This window comes from Streptomyces sp. NPDC030183, from assembly GCF_055573455.1.
The window spans coordinates 361,440-382,024 of record NZ_JBVIBK010000001.1; the positions used below are offsets into that span (position 1 = coordinate 361,440).

Genomic DNA, 20,585 nt, shown 5'->3' on the forward strand with positions numbered 1-20,585 from the left:
GCGCCGGCCGGGTGGGCGGGGGTCAGCCCGCGGGCGGCACCGCCGGAATGGCCTCCTTGGGCTCGCTGGTGGGCACGTAACGCTGCGCGGTCGCCGCGCTCGTCACGGGCACCAGGTCCTTGTGGATGACCTTGGCGACGGCCTGGATGCTGTTCACGCCGTACGTCATGTCCGGGTTGCCGTGGGTGAGGACGGTGATGCGGTAGTCACGGCCGCCGCCCTGGAACACGCCGACGCTGTGCACCCGCCAGCCGTGCGTGGCCCGCGACAGCCAGCCGTTCTTGACGTGCGTCTTCACCGTGGACGGCGCCCCGGCCGGAGTGCCCCAGCGCTGCGAGGAGACGACCTGGTTCATCAGCTTCAGCACGTACGCGCGGGCGTTGTCGCTGAGGACGGTGTTCTTCGCGGCGAGCAGGGCGAGCAGGCGCTGCTCGTCGCGGACCGTGATCTGGGTGAGGCCCCAGTAGTTGTCCGCGCCGGGCTTGGTCTGGGTCATCCTGGCGACGGCCAGGAAGCCCTTGATCTTGGTCATGCCGAGCTGCTTCCACAGGGTGCTGGTGGCCGCGTTGTCGGACTTGGTGATCATGGCGGTGGCGAGCTTGGTCTCGCGGTCGGTGAGGTACCGGTCGGTCTTCTTGGCGTCCCACAGGAGCGCCGCGAGCACGGTGACCTTCACCACGCTGGCGGAGTCGTAGGCGGAACTGCCGCGCAGGGTGCAGGTGGTGTTGGTGGTCCGGTCGTAGACCCCCACCGCCATCGTGCCCTTGCGCTTGGCGACCGCCGCCGCGATGTCCTTCTGGAGTTTCTCCGCCAGCCCCGCCTTGTCCGAGGTGCAGGTGACCGGCGGCGGTGCGGCGACGGCGTTCGGCGCGAGGCCGATGGTCAGCGGTATGAGAAGTCCGGCCCCTATGCCCGTGGCGAGCACACGGGTTCCGCGGGACGTCCGGCGCGTCCGGGACATCCGGTGAGTCATGAAGATTTCCCCCTTGAGTGGCGGTGAACGCACGCGTGGCACGTTCACCCCACTCGACTCGCAAGGATGGCCGAAAGTTGTACGTCAGTTCGGAATTTCCGGCGCCGGTCCGCACCCGGTGCTAGCGTCCGGGGGCGACACCCCCATGAACACCGACGAAACGGACATCGACCCGCCATGCCCCTGCCGTGGACCACTCGCGCCGAGACCGAGGCGGACATCCCCGCCGTCCATGCCGTGAACCTCGCGGCGTTCGGCCGGCCCGAGGAGGCCGACCTGGTCGAGGCGCTGCGCGCCGACGCCGCGTGGATCGACGGCCTGTCGGTCGTCGCCACCGGGGAGGACGGCACGGTCGTCGGGTACGCGCTGCTGACCCGCTGTCATGTCGACACCACCCCGGCCCTGTGTCTGGCTCCGGTGGCGGTGCTGCCGGACCATCAGAAGACCGGCGCCGGTGCGGCGGTCGTCCGCGCCGCGCTGCGGGCCGCCGCGTCGAGGGGCGAGCGCTTCGTCATCGTCCTCGGCCACCCCGAGTACTACCCCCGGTTCGGCTTCGGCCGCGCCTCCCTGCACGGCATCCACCTGACCGTCGACGTCCCGGACGAGGCCCTGATGGCCCTCGCCCTCGATCCCGCCCACCCCCTGCCGAGCGGCACCGTGCACTACGCGCCGCCGTTCGGCATCTGACCGGGCGGGCGCGGGGACGTCGCGGCCACCCCCGGCACGCTTCACGGGGGCCCGCGCGAGAAACCACGAACCACGCGCACTTGCCGGATCCGCCCGCGCCGCCACAACCCGCACTCCCCGGCAGACGGGGTGCCCTTCCCGCGCAGCGGGGAGGGCACCGTGCATCAGGGAAGCTCCAGGAGGCCCCCTTGCTGGTCCGTGAATCGTCGTTCACCGTCGACCTCGGCGAGAGCGGCTACCTCATCGGCTTCACCGACGACTACGCGTACCCGGCGGAGATGCCCTACGGCTGGCGCTGCGGCCCGGCCACGGCGGAGAGCGCGGTCGTCCTCACCACCACCGACACCGGCCCCCTCCGGATCACCGTCCAGATCCACGACGCCCCGCCGCCCGCGGAGACCGGCGGCGACTGGGAGCCGGCCGAGGAACTCAGCCTGCGCACCGACCTCCCCGACGTGTGCCTCGCCACCCTCGAACAGGGCGACGCGGTGGACGCCTGGCCCGACGACGAGCCACCGGTCCCGGCCCCGCCCGCCCTCGACGCCTCCGAAGGCTGGGTGCGTATGCGTCTGTACTGCCGCACCGACGACCCCGAGCCCGGCATCGGCGACCACGGCGAACGCCACCTGGTCCAGCTCTGGTCCGCCCCCGAGGCGCCCCCCGTCCACCCCGACCTCACCGAGGAGGACCGCCGCGCCCGGGACGAGTACGCCGCCGCTGCGGCCTTCCTGGCCGAGGACCACACGGCGATGTACACGCGGACCTACGACGGCCGTGTCGACGAGGACAGGGCGGAGGCGGGAGCGCGCGCCTGATCGCCGGGCACGGCCGGGGCCGGGGGCGATCGGCCGGCAGTCGGCGGTCCGGGGGTACGCCATGCGTGTCGTTCCGGTGGAGCCGGGCCCCGTGGGGCCGGATCCTCGTCCTCCGGGGCGGGGAGCATGTCGAGAGTTCCACGACCTGAACGAACCGACCGGGGAGCACCCATGAGGATCCACATCACCAGTGTCTTCGTCGACGACCAGGAGAAGGCCCTGCGCTTCTACACCGACGTGCTGGGCTTCGTGAAGAAGCACGACGTCCCCATGGGCGGCACGGACCGCTGGCTGACCGTGGTCTCACCGGAGGAGCCCGAGGGGACCGAGCTGCTGCTCGAGCCCTCCGGCCACCGGGCCGTGCGGCCGTACAAGGCGGCCCTGGTCGAGGACGGCATCCCGGCCACCTCCTTCGCCGTGGACGACGTCCGCGCCGAGTACGACCGCCTGACCGGGCTCGGCGTGCGCTTCACCCAGCCGCCCCTGGAGATGGGCCCGGTCACCACCGCCGTCCTGGACGACACCTGCGGCAACCTGATCCAGCTCGTCCACAGCGCGTAGGCCCTCCCGCGCGGGCCGCCGGAAACGTGTGGCCCGGCGGTCCGGTCGGCACGTAGCCTCGACACCCATGACGATCACCCTGCGGACCTTCCACGACGTGCCCGTTCTCCTGTGCGCCCCCGAGGGCGAGCCGATCGCCGGGGAGAGCGACGTCATGGATCTCATCGGCGACGCCGGGTACCAGGGCGCCGCATGGGTCGCCATCCCCGTCGAGCGGCTGGACGAGTCCTTCTTCCGGCTGCGGACCCGCGTGGCCGGCGACATCGTCCAGAAGTTCGTCCAGTACCGCGTGGGTCTCGCCGTCGTCGGTGACATCTCCCGCCACACGGCGGCCAGTCAGGCCCTGACGGACTTCGTCCGCGAGTGCGACCGCAACCGTCAGACGTGGTTCGTGGCCGACCTCGACGAACTGGGTGAGCGGCTGAAGGGCTGAGGGTCCGAGGGGCCCGCCCGCGCCGCTCAGACCAGTTCGAGCCGTGGTTCCGGCCGGGGCAGCGGCGCGGCCTTCGGCGCCCACCGCCCGACGGTCCTCGCATAGCCGTGGATCACGGACGCCATGGCCGTGAGCAGCAGCGGCCCGGCCACCCACGGGTACCTGGCCATCTCCTCCGGCAGCCAGCGGTACGACACCAGCAGCGCCACGAACACCGTCGTGCCGTGGGCGACGAGCCGCAGTCCCGAGGGGTCCCAGCCGCGGTCGTAGGTGCGCAGGGCCGTCTCGATGGTGAGGGCGAACACCACGCCGGCCACGAGGTCCACGCCGTAGTGGTAGCCGAAGCCCAGGGTCGCGCAGAGCGTGGCGACCAGCCAGAACGTGCCCGCGTACCGCAGGGCCCGGGGGCCGCCGCGGGAGTGGAGGAAGATCGCGGTGGCCCACGCCGTGTGCAGGCTGGGCATGCAGTTGCGCGGGGTGATCCCGTCGTACGGCATCGCCTCGGGGACGCCGACCGGCGGGGCGGTGTGCGGCCACAGGCTGGCCACGGCCCACTGCTCGCCGCCGGTCCCCATGGCGCCGGCGCCGTAGGCGAAGACGGGCCCCACCACCGGGAAGACCATGTAGATGGCCGGGCCGAGGAGGCCGATCACCAGGAAGGTGCGGACCAGGTGGTGGCGCGGGAAGCGGCGTTCGTCGGCCACGTGGCGCAGTTGGTACAGGGCGACGACGACGGCGGCCACGGCGAGCTGGATGTAGATCCAGTCGAGGAGGTGGGTGCCGACCGGGCCGGTGGCCCTGACCAGCCGGCCCATCACCCACGACGGGTTGCCCAGCGCGTGGTCGGCGGCGGCCAGGTACTGGTCGAGCACCAGCGGGCGGGTCCTGGACGTGATGAGCAGCCACGTGTCACCGGTCTTGCGGCCGGCCACGAGCAGCAGCCCCAGCCCGACGCCCTTGAGGAGCAGGGTGCGCTCCCGGCCGGTGCGGCGGGTGAGGGCGATCACCGCGCAGCCGATGATCACCCACAGCGCGCCGTTGCCGAACATCATGTCGGCGCCGACGGCCCACCGGACCAGGAAGAAGACGATGTCGACTCCGACCGCGAAGGCGGCCGCGATCAGCCGTTGCCGCCAGGTGAGCACCACCATCGTCAACGCCATGCTGGCGTACAGCAGCGGCCCCGACTTGGGGGCGAAGATCACCTCTCGTGCCTGGTTGGTGAGGGGCCCCGGCAGACCGTAGTGGCGTGCGGCGGTCTCCAGCGCGACGAAGAATCCCAGGGCCGTCAGGGTGATCGCGGCCCACAGCAGGACCCGGGGCCGGCGCCATTCGACGGAGGAGATTCCGCTGCGTATGCGCGAGGACATCCGCGCGGCTATGGATATCAACTTATTCGGCCATGGTGTCGTTCAGTCGGCAGGGTCTCTTCGCACTGGACGGCATGGGTTCTCCGGTGAACAGGTCGGGGCGGTCGGCTGGTCACGAGTGGTACACAGGGTTGCAGGACCGGAAAGGAAGACGAAAGGGCGCCCCTGAAGGTTGCCTTCCCGGCCGCGGCGCCGGACCACCGCCCGGCGCCGCCCGCCCCGCCCCGTGCCCTCAGCCCGCCGCGATGTGCAGGACCGCGTCGGCGCCGCCCAAAGTCTCCTGATCCAGGGGGAAATACCCCTGCCGGGGAGTGGTGTCGGTACGGGTGCGGGCGGCCGGGATCGCGGCGGCCGGGGTCAGGGCCCAGGTGGTGACCCGGCGTTGCAGACCGCCCTCGTAGGTGTCCGGGTCGGGCTCGCCCAGCGCGATGGCCTCGCTGCGGCCGAGGCTGCCGGCGACGAACGTGTAGCGCTCACCCGTCAGGGACGCCACGACGGCACCGGCGCCGTACCAGTTGACCTCCGACTCCCCCATGCGCATGGTGCCGGGGTTCCGCTGGAGGTGGAGGTTGTGGGAGAAGACCAGGGTCGGGCCGCGCCGGGCCTCGGCCTGCCGGATGTCGAGGAGGTTGCGGGCCATGAGCATGTCCCGGGTGACGCACAGCCGTGCGACCCGCGCGCCCTCCTCGACGCGCTGGGCCGCCTCCCGGTGGTAGCGCAGCAGCCCGATGAGGGCGGTGGCGTGGATCCTGGCCCGGGACCACGCCTCGCGGGAGGTCGCCGCGATCAGTTCCGGCGCGCGTTCGTGGAGCGCGGCGAGCATGTCGTCCGCGATCCCGCGCAGCCGTACGGCGTCGGCGGAGTCCCCGACCGACCGGGTGGGGTCCAGGACCGCCTCCGTACGGCTCCACCGTTCGTCGTCGCCCACGAGGCCGTCGAAGTCGAGATCCGGGCCGGGGGCCGGGCTGTGGCTCAGATAGGCGCTGACGTGTTCGAGGTAGGGCCGGGGGCTGGGGGCGCTCATGGTCTCCAGCGGGGCGTCGAAGCCGTGGAACGCCAGCCGCTGCTCGGGGGCCCGGCTCTCGTTGTACGCGCGCATCCAGGCGATCAGCCGGCGGTTGCCGTCCAGTTCGCCGAAGCCGTGGGAGAAGCCCTCGCGCATCACCTGGTCGAGGGTGCCGGTGCCCTCCCGGACGAAGTCGTCCACGGCGAGGGCGGCCACACGGTCCGTCTCCAGGGCGACGGAGCGGAAGCCGTGCTCGACCAGTTCGGCGAAGAGGTCGTTGCGGACGCGCGCGAAGGCCGGTTCCTGGTGGGTGGGTTCGCCGAGCGCCAGAAGGTCGCACGACGGGGGCACGAAGTCTCGGATGTCCTGACTCATGGGCCTCGATCGTATCTTTGAAGGCCCGGTTGAGACGTGGTGCCGCATTCCGCAGGCACAGCTGCTCGCCATGACCGTAAAGTCTCAAACGATGACGAGCCTGCGACCATCCGATCTCGCGCGTGAGCACGGCCTGTCGGCCCAGGCGGTCCGCAACTACGAGCGGGACGGGTTCCTCCCGCCCGCCGAGCGCACGGACAGCGGCTACCGCGTCTACACCGAGGTGCACGCGGCGGCCCTGCGCGCCTTCCTCGCCCTCGTCCCGGCGTACGGGCACGGGGCCGGCGGCCGCATCATGCGCGCACTGCACGGCGGCGCGCTCGACGACGCCCTGACCCTCATCGACCGCGGCCACAGCCGGCTGCTCCGCGACCGGGAGACCCTCGAAGCGGTACGGGACGCCCTCGGCCGGCTGACGGCGGAGCGGGCGGGGGCGAGCAGGGCGACGGAGGCGACCGGGCCGGGGCCGGGGCCGGGGCCGGGGCCGGGGCCGGGGCCGGGGCCGGGGCCGGGGCCGGGGATGAACGAGCCGACGGGGGCGATGGGGCCGGGGCGGACCGAGGCGCCGGAGGCGACGGGGCCGGGGGCCCATCGGGCCTGGACCGTCGGCGAGTTGGCCCGCCACCTCGACCTCACCCCCGCCACGCTGCGCAAGTGGGAGGAGGCCGGCATCCTCTCCCCGGCGCGCGACCCGGCCACCGGGTACCGCGTCTTCCGCGGCGACGACGTCCGCGACGCCGAGCTGGCCCATCTGCTGCGGCGCGGCGGCCAACCACTGGACCACATCGCCGCCGTGGTCCGACGGATCCGCACGGCCGGCGGCGCGGAGGCCCTCGCCGCCTCCCTCGGCGACTGGCAGCGCAAGCTGACCGCACGGGGCGTCGCCATGCTCCAGGCGGCCACCCATGTCAGCCACTACCTGACCATGCTGGACCTCCCCACCCCGCCGTCCACCGCCCCGCCCCCCTCCCCAGCCGACCCGCAGCACGCCTGACGTCGCACGTCAATCAGGGTCTCCCCTTGGATCGGGGCACCCAGAAAGCCCTGGGCGAACAGGAGTTGACTCGTTCTCAAAAACGTCACCGAACCGCCCCCTGCCCTTTACACATGGACTGACCCGTCCATGCCAATCTCTCGATTACCCACACAGTCAACCCGCGTAGACCGGGGCTCCCCGATCCACCCCCGTGCCACGCGGCCCTCTGGGAAGGGACAACCCCTCATGCCTGCTGCGCGGATACGCAGTTGGAAGACGGTCGCGCTCGCGACGTCGGCCGTGCTCGCCGGTCTCGTCCTGCCGACGGCCACCGCCGCCCCCGCCTCGGCGACGACGACGGCGTACGACGACACGTACTACGCGAACGCCATCGGCAAGACCGGCACGGCCCTGAAGTCCTCGCTGCACACGATCATCAGCGACCAGACGGCCATCTCGTACTCGGCGGTCTGGAACGCGCTGAAGGTCACCGACCAGGACCCCAACAACAGCAGCAACGTGAAGCTGCTGTACAGCGGCATCTCCCGCAGCAAGTCCCTCAACGGCGGCAACACCGGCAACTGGAACCGCGAGCACGTGTGGGCCCAGTCCCACGGCGACTTCGGCACGTCAGCCGGCCCCGGCACCGACCTGCACCACCTGCGGGCCGAGGACGTCCAGGTCAACGCCCGGCGCGGAAACCTCGACTTCGACAACGGCGGCAGCCCCTTCACCAACGGCGGCGGCAGCCTCATCGACTCGAACTCCTTCGAGCCGCGCGACGCGGTCAAGGGCGACGTGGCCCGCATGATCCTCTACATGGCCGTCCGCTACGAAGGGGACGACGGCTGGCCCAACCTGGAGCCCAACGACGCCGTCGACAACGGCGGCACCCGCTTCCACGGCCGCCTCTCCGTCCTGAAGGCATGGAACGACGAGGACCCGCCGGACGCGTGGGAGGAGCGCCGCAACGACCTCATCCACTCCAACTACCAGGGCAACCGGAACCCGTTCATCGACCACCCGGAGTGGGTCGAGGCGATCTGGTAGCGGCGGCGCCGTGCCGCGCGGGCTCCCGGCCGACGAACGGCCGGGAGCCCGTCGCGTCGCCGGGGGCTGTCGGGGCGCCGCGCGCGGCCGCTCACCGGACCAGTTCGACGGTGAGATGGGCCGACAGCGCACGCAGGAAGTCGGTCGCGTCGAAGGCCGCCCCGGCGGAGACGACACCCTTCGCGCGGGTCCGCCCCGTGAGGACGCGGTCCACCGCCTCCACCGCGAGGGGCGCGCTGACGGCGTAGATGTCCTGGCCGCGCGCCACGGCCCGCCGTTCCGCCCCGCCGGAGCGGACGACGGCGTCGACGAGGAAGGTCTGCGCGGACCGCCCCCGCTCGTCGGACGCGGTGGGGGCCGGGGTGTCCGGGTCCGCCAGTTCACCGGCGGCCTCGACGGTCATGTACGTGGTCACGTCGGGGACGGACAGATGGCTGGGCACGGTGACGATGTCGGCCATGCTGAACTCGCCGATGACGGCCCTGGTGCCCAACGGCTCGGGAAAGGGCCACTTCAGGCCGGGCGCGGCGTCGTCCCGGTACTCCAGCCCGCCGTTCGCGTAGCGCACCCGGCGGCCGTCCCGGCGCTCCCGGGAGACGGCACCCGCCGCGCGGGTCCCGGCCGTGGGGTGCCAGCCGCTCAGCCCGTACGCGATGTGCGCCTCGTCGGCCGCCGTCCAGTCCCCCATCGCCGCCGTGACGAGCAGGTCGCCGAGGCCGCCGTAGAAGGCCATCGCCGGGACGATCACGGCCCCGGCGGCAATGGCCCGTTCGGTGAAGTGGGCGAAGGTGTCGGCGTTGGCCTCGATCTCGGCGGCCACGTCCACGTACGGGATCCCGGCGCGCAGGGCCGCCTCGATCACCGGAGCGGCGGTCACCGCGAAGCGCCCGGCGCAGTTGATCACCGCGTCCGCGCCCGCCAGCGCGCGGTCGAGCGAGGGCGCGTCGTCGACGGAGGCCGTCCGGGCGTCGAGGGCCTGCCCGGGTTCCGGTCCGGGCTCGGCGGCCGCGAACGCCCGCAGCTTGCCTGCGTCCCGCCCCACCGCCACCGGGCGGAAGCCGCGCGCCCGCAGCTCCGCCACCACGAAGCGCCCGGTGTGCCCGTACGCCCCGAAGACCGCCACCGTGCGCCGCCCCGACCCCGTCGCCGTACCCATCGTCTCTCCCACCGTTCGTCGCCATCGCCATCGCCGTCGCCGTACGCGAAAAGCCCCGCGTGGCACCGGGGTTCGGTCATCACGTCGATCGGCCGATCCGTCGTGATGTGTGCCGTCGTTCCGTCGTTCCGTCGTTCCGTCGTTCCGTCGTTCCGTCGTTCCGTCGTTCCGTCGTTCCGTCGTGACCATCCTGGCGAGGGCGGCGGCCCGCTGGTGAGTGTCCGGAACGACATGCCCCGTACAATTCCGGACATGGTTTCCGTCGCGCTGGCCGTCACCGAGGGCATGCTGCACTTCGAACTGTCCGTGGCGTACGAGATCTTCGCGTCCGTCCCGGACGGCGTCCCCGGCCCCTGGTACGACGTCTCGGTCTGCGGGCCGGACGCGGTGCGGGTCGGCCGGTTCCGGATGGAACCCGACCACGGGCTGGACCGGCTCCCTCACGCGGACACGGTCATCGTCCCCGGCTGGGCCGACGTCGACGTGGCGCCGCCCGCCGCCCTGGTCGACGCGGTGCGCGCGGCCCACGAGGCGGGCGCGCGGGTGGCCTCGCTGTGCACGGGCGCGTTCGTGCTGGCCGCCGCCGGCCTGCTGGACGGCAGACGGGCGACCACGCACTGGGCCCACACGGACGTCCTGGCCGCCCGCCACCCGGCGGTGGAGGTCGACCCGGACGTGCTGTACGTGGACAACGGCAGCGTGCTCACGTCCGCGGGCAAGGCCGCCGCGCTGGACCTCTGTCTGCATCTGGTGCGCCTGGACCACGGTTCGGCGGTCGCCAACACCGCGGCCCGGCGGCTGGTCGTACCGCCCCACCGGGCGGGCGGCCAGGCCCAGTTCGTCACGGCCCCGGTGCCCGCGCGTGACGACCATCCGCTCGGCGCGCTGCTCCCCTGGGTGCTGCAACGCCTCGACCAGCCGCTGACCGTGGAGGACCTGGCCCGCAGGGCGAACATGAGCGCCCGCCATCTGGGCCGCCACTTCCGGGCGGCGACCGGCACCACTCCGTTGCAGTGGCTGCTGACCCAACGCATCCGGCGGGCCCAGGAGTTGCTGGAGGCCACCGACGACGGGGTGGACGCGATCGCGGAGGCCACCGGCATGGGTACGGCGACGACCCTCCGGCGGCACTTCAACCGCACGGTCGGAGTGCCGCCGGACACGTACCGCCGCACGTTCCGCGCCCGCTCGGCGGCGACGACCGGCTGATCCGGGGGGCTGGGCCGACCGTGCCCGGGCCTCCCCGCACCAGGGCCTCCCCGTACCCGGGCCACGCGGGGCCACGTCACTCGCGCCGACGCCGTTTGCGCCCGGGCCACTCGTGCCCGGCCCGCTCGTCGCCGGGCCGCTCGTGCCCGGGCCGCCGTAGCCAAGCGGCTCGCGTTCAGGCCGTGTGGCGCAGGATCTCGTCGGCGAGGCGGGCGTCCAGCGCCGGGGGCAGGGTGTGGCCCATGCCCTCGACCATCACCAGGCGGGCGCCCGGGATCGCGGCGGCGGTGGCCTCGGCGTGCGGGGGCGGGAACATCGGGTCCTCGGTGCCGTGCAGCACGAGCGTCGGCGCGGTGACGGAGGCGAGGTCAGCCGTGGAATCGCCGCCGGCGGCCCCGGCGAGCGTGTGGTTCAACCCGGCGAGCAGGTCGCGGGCCCGCTCGTACACCCGCCGCTCCATCGCCCGGTACTCCTCCTCGGGGAACGGCAGCACCGGGCCGTGCAGCACCCGCCACAGCGGCAGCCGGAGGGCGAGGTACTCCTCGGGACCGGTGTCCGGGCCGGGGAAGGCGGAGGCGAGCGCGGCCAGCAACTCCGGCGCGGGCGGCGGAAGGTCGTCGGGCGCCGGGGGCGTGCCCTCCATGGCGCGCAGGACCACGGCGGCCGTGTCCGTACCGAGGGGCTGGGACGACAGGCTCGTCAGGGTCAGCACCCGCCCGGGGTCCGTGACGGCGATCCGCTGCGCGATGATCCCGCCCAGTGAGGCGCCCACGAGGTGCGCGCGCTCCACCCCGAACGCGTCCAGGACGGCGAGCGCGTCGGACGCCATGTCGGCGACCGTGTACGGCCGGGCGGCGTAGTCGACGGTGGAGGAGCGCCCGGTGTCGCGGTGGTCGTACCGGATGACCCGGCGCCCTCCGTCGACCAGGCGCCGTACCAGGCCGTCGTTCCACTGCACGCCCTGCGCCTGGGCCCCCATGATCAGCAGCACGGCGGGGTCGCCGGGGCTGCCGAACTCCTCGGCCCACAGCTCGACGCCGTCGGTGGACACGGTCCGCTCCCGGCCGGTCAGGTACTCGTAGGTGTTCTCCGCCATGCCCTCGGTCTCCGCCATGCCCTCGGTCTCCGCCACGTTCTCGACCCCACCCTCAGTCCGGAAGTCATTTTCCTGCATGATCATTCAAGATAATGACTCGGCGCAGGCCACGCACCCGTTTTTCGAGTTGGACGCCCCCGCCCTCCGCCCGGCACCCTGATCCCCATGGCCGGAGTCAAGGGGCAGGTACAGAAGCGGGGCGTGGCACGGCGGCGCGCGATGGTCGACGCGGCGATCAAGCTGTTCGCGCAGCAGGGTGTGCGCGGCACGGGTGTGGCCGCCATCGCCGAGCGGGCCGGCGCCACCCCCTCCGCCCTGATCCACCACTTCGGCAGCAAGGACGGTCTCGTCCAGGCCGTCCTGGAGGAGGCGGACCGGCGCGCCCTGGAGCGACTTTCGGTCCCCCCGGACGCCGAGCCCACCCTCGACCAGGCCTTCGACTGGTTCGTCCGGGACGCCGAGCACACCGCCGCCGCCGAACGCGAACTCGCCGCCCTGCACACCACCCTGACCGCCGAGAACCTGGAGCCGGGCTCCGCCCTGCACACCTGGTTCCGCGACCGGGGCCGGGCCCTGCGGGCCCAGCTGAACGCCCTGTTCACGCGGGCGGCGGCGGACGGCTCGGCCCGCGCCGACCTGGATCCGACGGTCCTGGCGACGGAGGTGGCCGCGTTCATCGAGGGCGCCCACCTGCTGTGGCTGCTGGACCCGGACGAGGTCGATCTGACCGCCGTGCACCGCGGCTACTTCGCGGGACTGGCGGAGCGTCTGCGGATCTGACCGAAAAGCGGCCAACCCTCGCGCAACCCCACTCCCACGTACAACCCCCGCCCCCCTGTTCGAGTCGCACTCCCTGAGCAGCAGCTCTCATGACCGACTCGAAAGGCACCGCCCATGTCCCGAGCCCCCCGAGCCACCCGACGCAGGATCAGCAGCGCCCTCCTGGCCGTACCCCTGGCCGCCTCGGTGGTGTTGACCGGCTCCGGCTCCGCGTCGGCCGCCCCGGCCTCCGTCCCGGCCGCCGACGACTTCAACGGGGACGGCTACGCCGACCTGGTCGTCGGCGCGCCGAACGCCACGGTGTCCGGCAAGACGAAGGCCGGGTACGTGGCCGTGACGTACGGCTCGGCGCAGGGTCTGTCGACGGCGAACAAGAAGATCGTCAGCCGCTCGACCACCGGCATCCCCGGGGCCGCCACCCAGAACCAGCTGTTCGGCGCCTCGTTCGCCAAGGCCGACCTGGACCGCGACGGCTACGGCGACCTGGTGATCGCGGGCGGCAAGGAGGGCTCGGTGATCCTGTGGGGTTCCGCGTCCGGCCTGACCGGCGGCACGGGCATCGCGTACGGGGCCGCGCCGCAGGCGGGTGACTTCGACGGCGACGGCAAGACCGACCTGGCGCTGTTCTCCGCGCAGCGGGTCAGCGGCGACGACCCGTCGGGCGCCCCGGCCGCGCTGTGGAAGGGCCCGATCAAGCGCGACGGCAAGCCCACCGCCGTCCTGCCGCTCCTCGACAAGTCGCTGTGGTGGGGCTACTCCGAGGAGGACGCCTCCTGCGCCACCGGCGGCGGCTGCGAGGACGGCCCCTCCTCGATCACCGGCCCGGTGGTGTCCGGCGAGGTCGGCGACTTCAACGGCGACGGCCGCGACGACCTCGTCCAGTGGGTCTACACCGGCGACGGCACCTGGGGGAACCGTCTGCTCATGGGCGGCGGCGCCACCGGCTTCACCCGCGGTCAGGCGCCCGGCGACACCACGGGCGGCGACGCGGGCACGGGCGTCGGCGACGTGAACGGCGACGGCTACGACGACCTGGTGGTCGGCGCCGACGACTGGTCCCAGAAGGGCCGTATCGCCTACGGCTCCGCCGCGGGCCTCACCGACGCGAACACCCACGCCTTCGACCAGGACCTGCCGGGCTTCCCGGGGGCCCAGGAGGAGGACGACCGCCTCGGCTCCGCCGTGTCCGTCGCGGACGTGACGGGCGACGGTTTCGCGGACGTCGCGCTCGGCATCGAGGGCGAGGACGTCGGCACCATCGCCGACGCCGGCTCGGTCGCCCTGCTCCACGGCAGCGCCGCCGGCCTCACCGGCACCGGCGCCCAGGTCTTCCACCAGGACACGGCCGGCGTCCCCGGAGCGGCCGAGGCGAACGACCAGTTCGGTGCGACGACCGCGCTGCTCGACGTCGACGGCGACGGCCACCGCGACCTGGCCGCCGCGTCCAGCGCCGAGAACGCCTCCAACGGCGCCGTCTGGCTCCTGCGCGGCACCGCGTCGGGCCTCACCACGAAGTCCGCCCTCGCCTTCGGCCCGAAGGACCTCTCGGCCCCGTACACGAACGCCCTGTTCGGCAGCTTCCTGCGCTGACCGGCCGAGCCACACCGACGGGCCGCCCGGAACAAGGACTCCGGGCGGCCTGTCCGTGCGCGGGGCCGGGGCCCCGAGAGCCGAGGGGTAACCGTCGGACCACGAAGGTCACGGGGCACTGCGCGATCAGCCCCCGCTCACCCGCACCCTCCGGCCCCGCCGACCGAGCTGGAAGGCGGCCCGGCACCTACCCGGGTACGTGCGTCGGCGCGAACATCCGCAGCACCGCCGGGAGCACCACCACCGAAGGCCCCGGCGCGGCGAGGGCCTTCGCCAGGTCCTCCGCGAGGGTCTCGGGGCTCGTCCGTACGCCCGGTACGCCGAACGACTCCGCCAGCGCCACGAAGTCCGGCCGGGTCAGCTCCGTGCCCGTCGTCTCGCCGAACGCGTCCGTCATGTACTCGCGGAGGATGCCGTAGCCGCCGTCGTCGACGATCAGCCAGGTGACGTTCAGGTCGTACTGGCGGGCCGTCGCCAGCTCGGCGACGGAGTACAGCGCGCCGCCGTCGCCCGAGACGGCGAGGACGGGGGACGTGGGGTCGGCGACGGCCGCGCCGAGGGCCGCCGGGAAGGCGTACCCGAGGCCGCCGGAACCCTGCGCGGAGTGCATCGTGTTGGCGCCCCGCGGGTCGAACGCCGACCACGCCCAGTACGCGAGGATCGTCATGTCCCAGAAGGAGGGCGCCCGGGACGGCAGGGCCCGGCGGATGGATGCCAACAGGTCCTGTTCCAGGGTGAGTTCCTGGCCGTCGAGGCGTGCGCGGACCTTCGCCAGGACCTCCCGCACCCGCTCGGGCGCCGACGGGTCCTCGCGGGGCTCCTCGATCGTCTCCAGCAGGGCCTGCAACGCCAGCCGCGCGTCCGCGTGGATGCCCAGCGCGGGGTGGTTCGACTCCAGCTTGCCGAGGTCCGCCTCGATCTGGACGACCCGGCCGCGGGGCTTGAACGTGTGGTAGTTCGAGGAGAGTTCACCGAGGCCCGAGCCGACGACCAGCAGGACGTCCGCGTCCTCCAGGAAGTCGGTGGTGTGCCGGTCCTCCAGCCAGGACTGGAGCGACAGCGGATGCGTCCACGGGAAGGCGCCCTTGCCGCCGAACGTGGTCACGACCGGCGCCGACAGCCGCTCCGCCAGCTGCCGCAGCTTGCCCGCCGCGTCCGCCCGTACGACTCCCCCGCCCGCGATGATCGCCGGGCGTTCGGCGATCGACAGCAGATGCGCCGCCAGGGCCGTCAGTTCGGGGCGCGGGGGCAGTTCCTCGGGGAAGGCGTCGCCGCCCGTCACCACCGGGATCGCCGTCTTCGCGAGCAGTACGTCCTGCGGGATCTCCACCCACACCGGGCCGTGCGGGGCGGTCAGCGCCGACTCCCAGGCGGCGGCGATCGCGGACGGGATCTGCGACTGCGTACGGACGGTGTGGACGGACTTCACGACGCCCCGGAACGAGGCCGCCTGGTCGGGGAGTTCGTGCAGATAGCCGTGGCGGCCGCCGCCCAGGCCCGCCGTCGGGACCTGGCTGCTGATGGCGAGGACGGGAGCGGAGGCCGCGGCGGCCTCCTGGAGCGCGGCCAGCGAGGTCAGCGCGCCGGGGCCGGTCGACAGCAGCAGCGGGGCGGCCTCACCCGTGATCCGGCCGTACGCGTCCGCCGCGAAGCCCGCGTTGTTCTCCACCCGCAGGCCGACGTATCGCAGGTCGGAGCGGCGCAGCGCGTCGAACACGCCGAGGGCGTGCTGGCCGGGCAGTCCGAACACCGTCGTCGCGCCGAGCCCGGCCAGCGTCTCCACGACCAGGTCCCCGCCGGTGCGGCCGGCCGGAGGGTTCAGCGCGGCCTCCCGCTGGGCGGCCGTCGGGCGGAGTACCAGGTCGTGGTCGTGGGTCACTGCGCTGCCTTCTCCTCGTGGTCCCTGTCCCGGATCACCGGGCCGCGTCCCCCCGGCGGGCCTCGGCGATCTGGCGGGACATGATCGTGGTGAGTTCGTACGCCGTGTGCGAGGCGGCCACCGCGGTGATCTCGGCGTGATCGTACGCGGGCGCCACCTCGACGACGTCGGCGGAGACCAGGTTGCAGGAGGCCAGACCGCGCAGGATCTCCAGCAGTTCCCGCGAGGTCATGCCGCCCGCCTCCGGGGTGCCGGTGCCGGGGGCGTGCGCCGGGTCGAGGCAGTCGATGTCGATGGAGATGTACAGCGGGCGGTCGCCGATGCGCTGGCGCAGCTGGTCGGCGACCTCGTCGGCGCCGCGGCGGTAGATGTCGGCGGACGTGACGATGCCGAAGCCCATCTTCTCGTCGTCGGTGAGGTCCTGCTTGCCGTACAGCGGGCCGCGGGTGCCCACATGGGAGAGGGCCGAGGTGTCGAGGATGCCCTCCTCCACGGCCCGCCGGAACGGGGTGCCGTGGGTGTACTCGGCGCCGAAGTACGTGTCCCAGGTGTCGAGGTGCGCGTCGAAGTGGAGCAGCGCGACCGGGCCGTGCTTCTTGGCGACGGAGCGGAGCAGCGGCAGCGCGATGGTGTGGTCGCCGCCGAGGGTCATCAGCCGGGCCCCGCTGTCGAGCAGCTCGTCGGCGGCCGCCTCGACGGTCTCCACGGCCTCGTTGATGTTGAACGGGTTGGCGGCGATGTCACCGGCGTCCGCGACCTGGGCGAGGGCGAACGGCGAGGCGTCCTGGGCCGGGTTGTAGGGGCGCAGCAGCCGGGACGCCTCGCGGATGGCGTTGCCGCCGAAGCGGGCGCCCGGCCGGTACGAGACACCCGAGTCGAACGGCACGCCCACGACCGCGACGTCGGCGCGTCCGCCGACCTCGTCCAGACGCGGCAGCCGGGCGAAGGTCGCCGGGCCCGCGTACCGGGGGACGCGGGAGGAGTCGACGGGTCCGCGGGGCCGGCCGTCGGCTGCCGGGTTCTCGTTGCTGCTCATGGTGCGTGCTCTCCAGGAGGGGGATGCCGGTACGTGGGGGCGGGGCTGACCGCGCGGGTGCGCGCGGGTGCGTGCCTCGACAGTAGGTGGCCGGGAAGCGGCTGCGAAGTGTACGTTTCATCCACTGGAGCCGTTCCGGATGGAGGGAACGCACATCATGTCGGACGCGGCGGTCCCGGCCGTGCCGCCCACCCCTCCCGTGCCCCTCGCCGCCCTCCTCGCCCGCGAGGACCTGGGACTGCGGCAGATCGCGGGCCCGACCGGCAGCGGCACGGTGGTCCACGGGGCGCACACCTCGGAGCTGTCCGACCCCTACCCGTACCTGCTCGGCGGTGAGCTGCTGCTGACGGCGGGCGTGCACATCCCGCAGGCCGCGACGGGGGCGGACACCCCGGAGTCCGCCGGGTCCGGCACCTACTTCGACGACTACGTCTCCCGGATCGTCGCGGCGGGCGGCGCGGCCCTCGGCTTCGGCCTGGCGCCGGTCCACGACACGGTCCCGAGGGCCCTGGTGGCCGCCTGCGACACCTACGGGCTGCCGCTGATCGAGGTCCCGCCCCGCACGACCTTCTCCGGGGTCGCCCGAGCGGTCTGGCAACTGATGGCCCAGGCGAGGCACGCCGAGCTCCGCCGCGTCACGGAGGCCCAGCAGAGCCTCGCGGCGGCGGCGTCCCGCCCGGACCCGGTCCGAGCGGTCCTGCGCCAACTGGCCCGCCGCGTCGAAGGCCGCGCGGTCCTCTACGGCCCGGAGGGCACGGAACTGGCGGCCTTCGGCCGCGACCCGGGGCAGGCGATCACCCGAGCCCTGGCCGCACTGACAGCGGTGGTGCACCCCCACCCCCCAAGGGGCGCGGGGAACCGCGTGACCAGCCACGACGCACCCGCAGCCGCCCCGTCACGGCAACCCCCCGAGCCCTCCCCGCGCGCCCTCACCCCCACCTCCGCCACGGACACGGTCGCCGGCACCCACCTCACGGCCTACGCCCTCGGCTCACCCCCTCGCTTCGCCCTCGCCGTGGCCACCCCCCACCGCGACCCCGGCACCCACACGATCACCTCCGTCGCCGCCGTGCTCCTCTCCCTCCTCACCGGTGAGCAGCGGAGCGGGAGCGGCACCGGCGCGGCCCGCGTGTCCGCCCTCGTACGGCTGCTGCTCGGCGCGGCCCGGCAGGACATCGCACCCCTGCTGGGTGGAGCCGGCCCCTGGCTGGTCGTACACGCGCGCCCCACCGACGAGGCACGGTCACCCGACCCCCTCATGGCCGGCGCGCTCGGCGCGGCCCTCGGCTCCGCCCTGGTCGACGCCCACGGCGACGTCGTACGCGTCCTGGTCCCGGCCGGCCGCGAGGTCACCGCCCAGCCGGGCTGGACCTGCGGGGTGAGCGCCCCGGCGGCCCCGGACGCGTGGCCGGCGGCGGACGCGCAGGCCGCCCGCGCGCTGGCCCGGGCGCGGGCCACCCGCACGGCGCTGGTGCGGCACGGGGCCCGTACCGCGCTCGCCGATCTCGTCCGGGCCGAGGACGCCACCGCCCACGCCCGCGCGCTGCTGGCCCCGCTCGACGACTCCCCGGCACTCGTGGAGACGTTGCGCACCTGGCTGTCGCTGCACGGCAGTTGGGACCGTACGGCCGTCGCGCTGGCCGTACACCGCAACACGGTCCGCCAACGCGTGGGTCGCTGCGCCGCGTTGCTGGGGGCGGACCTGGACGACCCGGACGTACGGATGGAGTTGTGGTTCGCGCTGCGCCAGGAGTGAACCGGTGGGGTGGGAGACCCGGGGAGCGGCGCGGGCCGACGGGGAGTGACGCGGGTCGCAGCGGACGGTACGCCCGCGACTGACGCAGTTGTCTGCCTCACAATGGACGCATGCCGATACCCGGGACCCCCAGCCGCGCCGAGCTCGTCGAACACCTCGTACGGACACGTATCGCGGGCGACGTCGCCACGCCGCGCGAGAACAACCTCTCCCACTACCGCGAACTGGCCAACGGCAACCGCCACTACTGGCTCGGCCTGGAGCTCGGCGACCGCTGGAGCGACGAGCAGGACGTACTGGCCGTGATGGCCGAGCGCGTCGGCGTGAACGACGACCCCGGGTACCGCTACGGCCAGGACACCATCGACCCGGACCTGACGGTCGACGCGCTGGAGCGCATGGCGGCCCGGCTCCGCAAGGCGGCGGAGGGCGGACAGCGCGTCCTGTTCGCCACCGGTCACCCCGGCGGCCTGCTGCATGTGCACCACGAGACGGCGCGGGCGCTGCGCGCGGCGGGCTGCGAGATCGTCGTCATCCCGGACGGACTCCAGACGGACGAGGGGTACGTGATGCAGTTCGCGGACGTCGCCGTCCTGGAGCACGGCGCCACGCTCTGGCACACCCACTCGCCCGAGCCGATGCGGGCGATCCTGCGGGGGCTGGAGGGTGCCGGCCGGCCGCTGCCCGACCTGGTGGTCGCCGACCACGGCTGGGCGGGCTGCGCGGGCCAGCTCGGCATCGACTCCGTCGGCTACGCGGACTCCAACGACCCGGCCCTCTTCCTCGGCGAGTCCGAGGGCACGCTCCAGGTCGCGGTCCCCCTCGACGACCACGTGGTCAGCCCGCGCTACTACGACCCGATGACGGCGTACCTGCTGGACCAAGCGGGGCTGGCCCAGGGCTAGGCCCCGCCGGCGGCGGTCTCAGGGCGTCCTCGGTCGCGGGACGCGGACGACGCCCTCCTGGATCACGGAGATCGCGAGCCGGCCGTCGCGGGTGTAGATGCGGCCCTGGCCGAGGCCGCGCCCGGCCGACGCGGACGGCGACTCCTGGTCGTAGAGGAGCCACTCGTCGGCGCGGAACGGCCGGTGGAACCACATGGCGTGGTCGAGCGAGGCCCCGACGACGTCGCCCACGGCCCAGCCGCCGCGGCCGTGCGCGAGGAGGATGGAGTCGAGCAGCGTCATGTCGGAGACGTAGGTCGCGAGCACGACGTGCAGCAGGGGGTCGTCGTCCAGCTTGCCGCCCGCGCGGAACCACACCTGGGAGCGGGGTTCGCGGGGCTCGCCGTAGCGGCCGTAGGGCGGGTCGTCGACGTAGCGCAGGTCGACGGCGGCCCGTGCCTCCAGCATCTTCTCGACGACGACCGGGTCGAGGCCGTACCCCGGGAGCCGTTCCTCGGCGGTGGGCAGGGTCTCCGGGTCGGGCGCGGACGGCATCGGCGCCTGGTGTTCGAGGCCCTCCTCCCACCGCTGGAACGACGCCGACAGGGCGAAGATCGGCTGCCCGTGCTGGACGGCGACGACACGGCGCGCGGTGAAGGAACGGCCGTCGTTCATCCGGTCGACCGTGTAGACGATGGGCGCGCCCGGGTCGCCGGTGCGCAGGAAGTAGGCGTGGAGGGAGTGGGGCAGCCGGTCCTCGGGGACCGTCCGCCCCGCGGCGACGAGCGCCTGTGCCGCGACCTGCCCGCCGAAGACGCGCGGGACGATGGCGGGCCGGGACGGGCCGCGGAAGATGTTCTCCTCGATCTGCTCCAGGTCGAGGAGATCGAGGAGATCCAGAAGTGGTGCCTGACTCATGAGGTCAGTTGTACTGGACGGTAATTTCCGGGACC

19 protein-coding genes are annotated in these 20,585 nt (G+C 73.5%); 11 read left to right on the forward strand and 8 right to left on the reverse strand.

The annotated features are described in order from the left end of the window. Positions 1-22: 22 nt before the first annotated feature. Entirely contained in the window at positions 23-973 is a 951-nt protein-coding gene (locus ACZ4Z2_RS01535) for a serine hydrolase (RefSeq protein ID WP_468071206.1), read from the reverse strand. Positions 974-1,150: 177 nt separating this feature from the next. On the opposite strand from ACZ4Z2_RS01535, the gene ACZ4Z2_RS01540 reads away from it, so the two are divergent. The 4 genes from ACZ4Z2_RS01540 (at position 1,151) to ACZ4Z2_RS01555 (ending at position 3,469) form a co-directional block, all read left to right on the forward strand. Beyond that, positions 1,151-1,660, forward strand: a complete 510-nt coding sequence (locus tag ACZ4Z2_RS01540; RefSeq protein WP_468071208.1) for a GNAT family N-acetyltransferase — start codon at positions 1,151-1,153, stop codon at positions 1,658-1,660. Positions 1,661-1,848: 188 nt separating this feature from the next. Next, positions 1,849-2,475, forward strand: a complete 627-nt coding sequence (locus ACZ4Z2_RS01545) for a hypothetical protein (protein ID WP_468071210.1) — start codon at positions 1,849-1,851, stop codon at positions 2,473-2,475. Positions 2,476-2,646: 171 nt separating this feature from the next. Beyond that, a complete protein-coding gene (locus tag ACZ4Z2_RS01550; RefSeq protein ID WP_468071212.1) occupies positions 2,647-3,036 on the forward strand; it encodes a VOC family protein in 390 nt (129 codons plus the stop codon). 67 nt (positions 3,037-3,103) lie between these two features. Continuing rightward, the gene (locus ACZ4Z2_RS01555) at positions 3,104-3,469 is read left to right on the forward strand and encodes a DUF4180 domain-containing protein (RefSeq protein ID WP_468071213.1); all 366 of its coding nucleotides are present in this window, start codon (positions 3,104-3,106) and stop codon (positions 3,467-3,469) included. A gap of 26 nt (positions 3,470-3,495) precedes the next feature. Here the strand turns inward: ACZ4Z2_RS01555 and ACZ4Z2_RS01560 are convergent, their stop codons facing one another. After that, positions 3,496-4,839 (reverse strand): phosphatase PAP2 family protein, encoded by a 1,344-nt coding sequence (locus ACZ4Z2_RS01560; protein WP_468071215.1) that lies wholly within the window; start codon positions 4,837-4,839, stop codon positions 3,496-3,498. Between the two features lie 232 nt (positions 4,840-5,071). After that, a complete protein-coding gene (locus ACZ4Z2_RS01565) occupies positions 5,072-6,220 on the reverse strand; it encodes an erythromycin esterase family protein (protein WP_468071217.1) in 1,149 nt (382 codons plus the stop codon). A gap of 91 nt (positions 6,221-6,311) precedes the next feature. Between ACZ4Z2_RS01565 and ACZ4Z2_RS01570 the strand changes: the two genes are divergently transcribed. Further along, positions 6,312-7,214, forward strand: a complete 903-nt coding sequence (locus ACZ4Z2_RS01570; RefSeq protein ID WP_468071219.1) for a TioE family transcriptional regulator — start codon at positions 6,312-6,314, stop codon at positions 7,212-7,214. A gap of 228 nt (positions 7,215-7,442) precedes the next feature. Then, positions 7,443-8,246: an endonuclease I family protein gene (locus ACZ4Z2_RS01575; protein WP_468071221.1), complete on the forward strand. Its 804-nt coding sequence runs from the start codon at positions 7,443-7,445 to the stop codon at positions 8,244-8,246. Between the two features lie 91 nt (positions 8,247-8,337). Here ACZ4Z2_RS01575 and ACZ4Z2_RS01580 read toward each other — a convergent pair whose 3' ends face one another. Next, positions 8,338-9,402, reverse strand: coding sequence for a saccharopine dehydrogenase family protein (locus ACZ4Z2_RS01580; RefSeq protein WP_468071223.1), 1,065 nt, complete (start codon positions 9,400-9,402; stop codon positions 8,338-8,340). Between the two features lie 252 nt (positions 9,403-9,654). Between ACZ4Z2_RS01580 and ACZ4Z2_RS01585 the strand changes: the two genes are divergently transcribed. Further along, positions 9,655-10,611 carry a helix-turn-helix domain-containing protein gene (locus ACZ4Z2_RS01585; RefSeq protein WP_468071225.1) on the forward strand — a complete coding sequence of 319 codons (957 nt, stop codon included), beginning with the start codon at positions 9,655-9,657 and terminating at the stop codon, positions 10,609-10,611. Positions 10,612-10,786: 175 nt separating this feature from the next. Here the strand turns inward: ACZ4Z2_RS01585 and ACZ4Z2_RS01590 are convergent, their stop codons facing one another. Continuing rightward, on the reverse strand, positions 10,787-11,785 hold the full coding sequence (locus ACZ4Z2_RS01590; protein WP_468071226.1) for an alpha/beta fold hydrolase: 999 nt from the start codon (positions 11,783-11,785) through the stop codon (positions 10,787-10,789). A gap of 87 nt (positions 11,786-11,872) precedes the next feature. Between ACZ4Z2_RS01590 and ACZ4Z2_RS01595 the strand changes: the two genes are divergently transcribed. Together ACZ4Z2_RS01595 and ACZ4Z2_RS01600 are read left to right on the forward strand one after the other, a co-directional pair. Then, entirely contained in the window at positions 11,873-12,487 is a 615-nt protein-coding gene (locus ACZ4Z2_RS01595; RefSeq protein ID WP_468071228.1) for a TetR/AcrR family transcriptional regulator, read from the forward strand. A 114-nt stretch (positions 12,488-12,601) separates the two neighbouring features. Continuing rightward, positions 12,602-14,077 (forward strand): FG-GAP-like repeat-containing protein, encoded by a 1,476-nt coding sequence (locus ACZ4Z2_RS01600; protein WP_468071230.1) that lies wholly within the window; start codon positions 12,602-12,604, stop codon positions 14,075-14,077. Between the two features lie 187 nt (positions 14,078-14,264). Here ACZ4Z2_RS01600 and ACZ4Z2_RS01605 read toward each other — a convergent pair whose 3' ends face one another. Both ACZ4Z2_RS01605 and speB read right to left on the reverse strand, forming a co-directional pair. After that, the gene (locus ACZ4Z2_RS01605) at positions 14,265-15,956 is read right to left on the reverse strand and encodes a thiamine pyrophosphate-binding protein (RefSeq protein WP_468071232.1); all 1,692 of its coding nucleotides are present in this window, start codon (positions 15,954-15,956) and stop codon (positions 14,265-14,267) included. Positions 15,957-15,990: 34 nt separating this feature from the next. Next, the gene (speB, locus tag ACZ4Z2_RS01610; protein WP_468071234.1) at positions 15,991-16,992 is read right to left on the reverse strand and encodes an agmatinase; all 1,002 of its coding nucleotides are present in this window, start codon (positions 16,990-16,992) and stop codon (positions 15,991-15,993) included. 157 nt (positions 16,993-17,149) lie between these two features. Here speB and ACZ4Z2_RS01615 point away from each other — a divergent pair, with 157 nt between their 5' ends. After that, the gene (locus ACZ4Z2_RS01615) at positions 17,150-18,748 is read left to right on the forward strand and encodes a helix-turn-helix domain-containing protein (RefSeq protein ID WP_468071235.1); all 1,599 of its coding nucleotides are present in this window, start codon (positions 17,150-17,152) and stop codon (positions 18,746-18,748) included. Positions 18,749-18,858: 110 nt separating this feature from the next. Further along, positions 18,859-19,653 carry a phosphatase gene (locus tag ACZ4Z2_RS01620; RefSeq protein WP_468071237.1) on the forward strand — a complete coding sequence of 265 codons (795 nt, stop codon included), beginning with the start codon at positions 18,859-18,861 and terminating at the stop codon, positions 19,651-19,653. 18 nt (positions 19,654-19,671) lie between these two features. Here ACZ4Z2_RS01620 and ACZ4Z2_RS01625 read toward each other — a convergent pair whose 3' ends face one another. Next, positions 19,672-20,550 (reverse strand): acyl-CoA thioesterase, encoded by an 879-nt coding sequence (locus ACZ4Z2_RS01625; RefSeq protein ID WP_468071239.1) that lies wholly within the window; start codon positions 20,548-20,550, stop codon positions 19,672-19,674. Positions 20,551-20,585 lie beyond the last annotated feature (35 nt).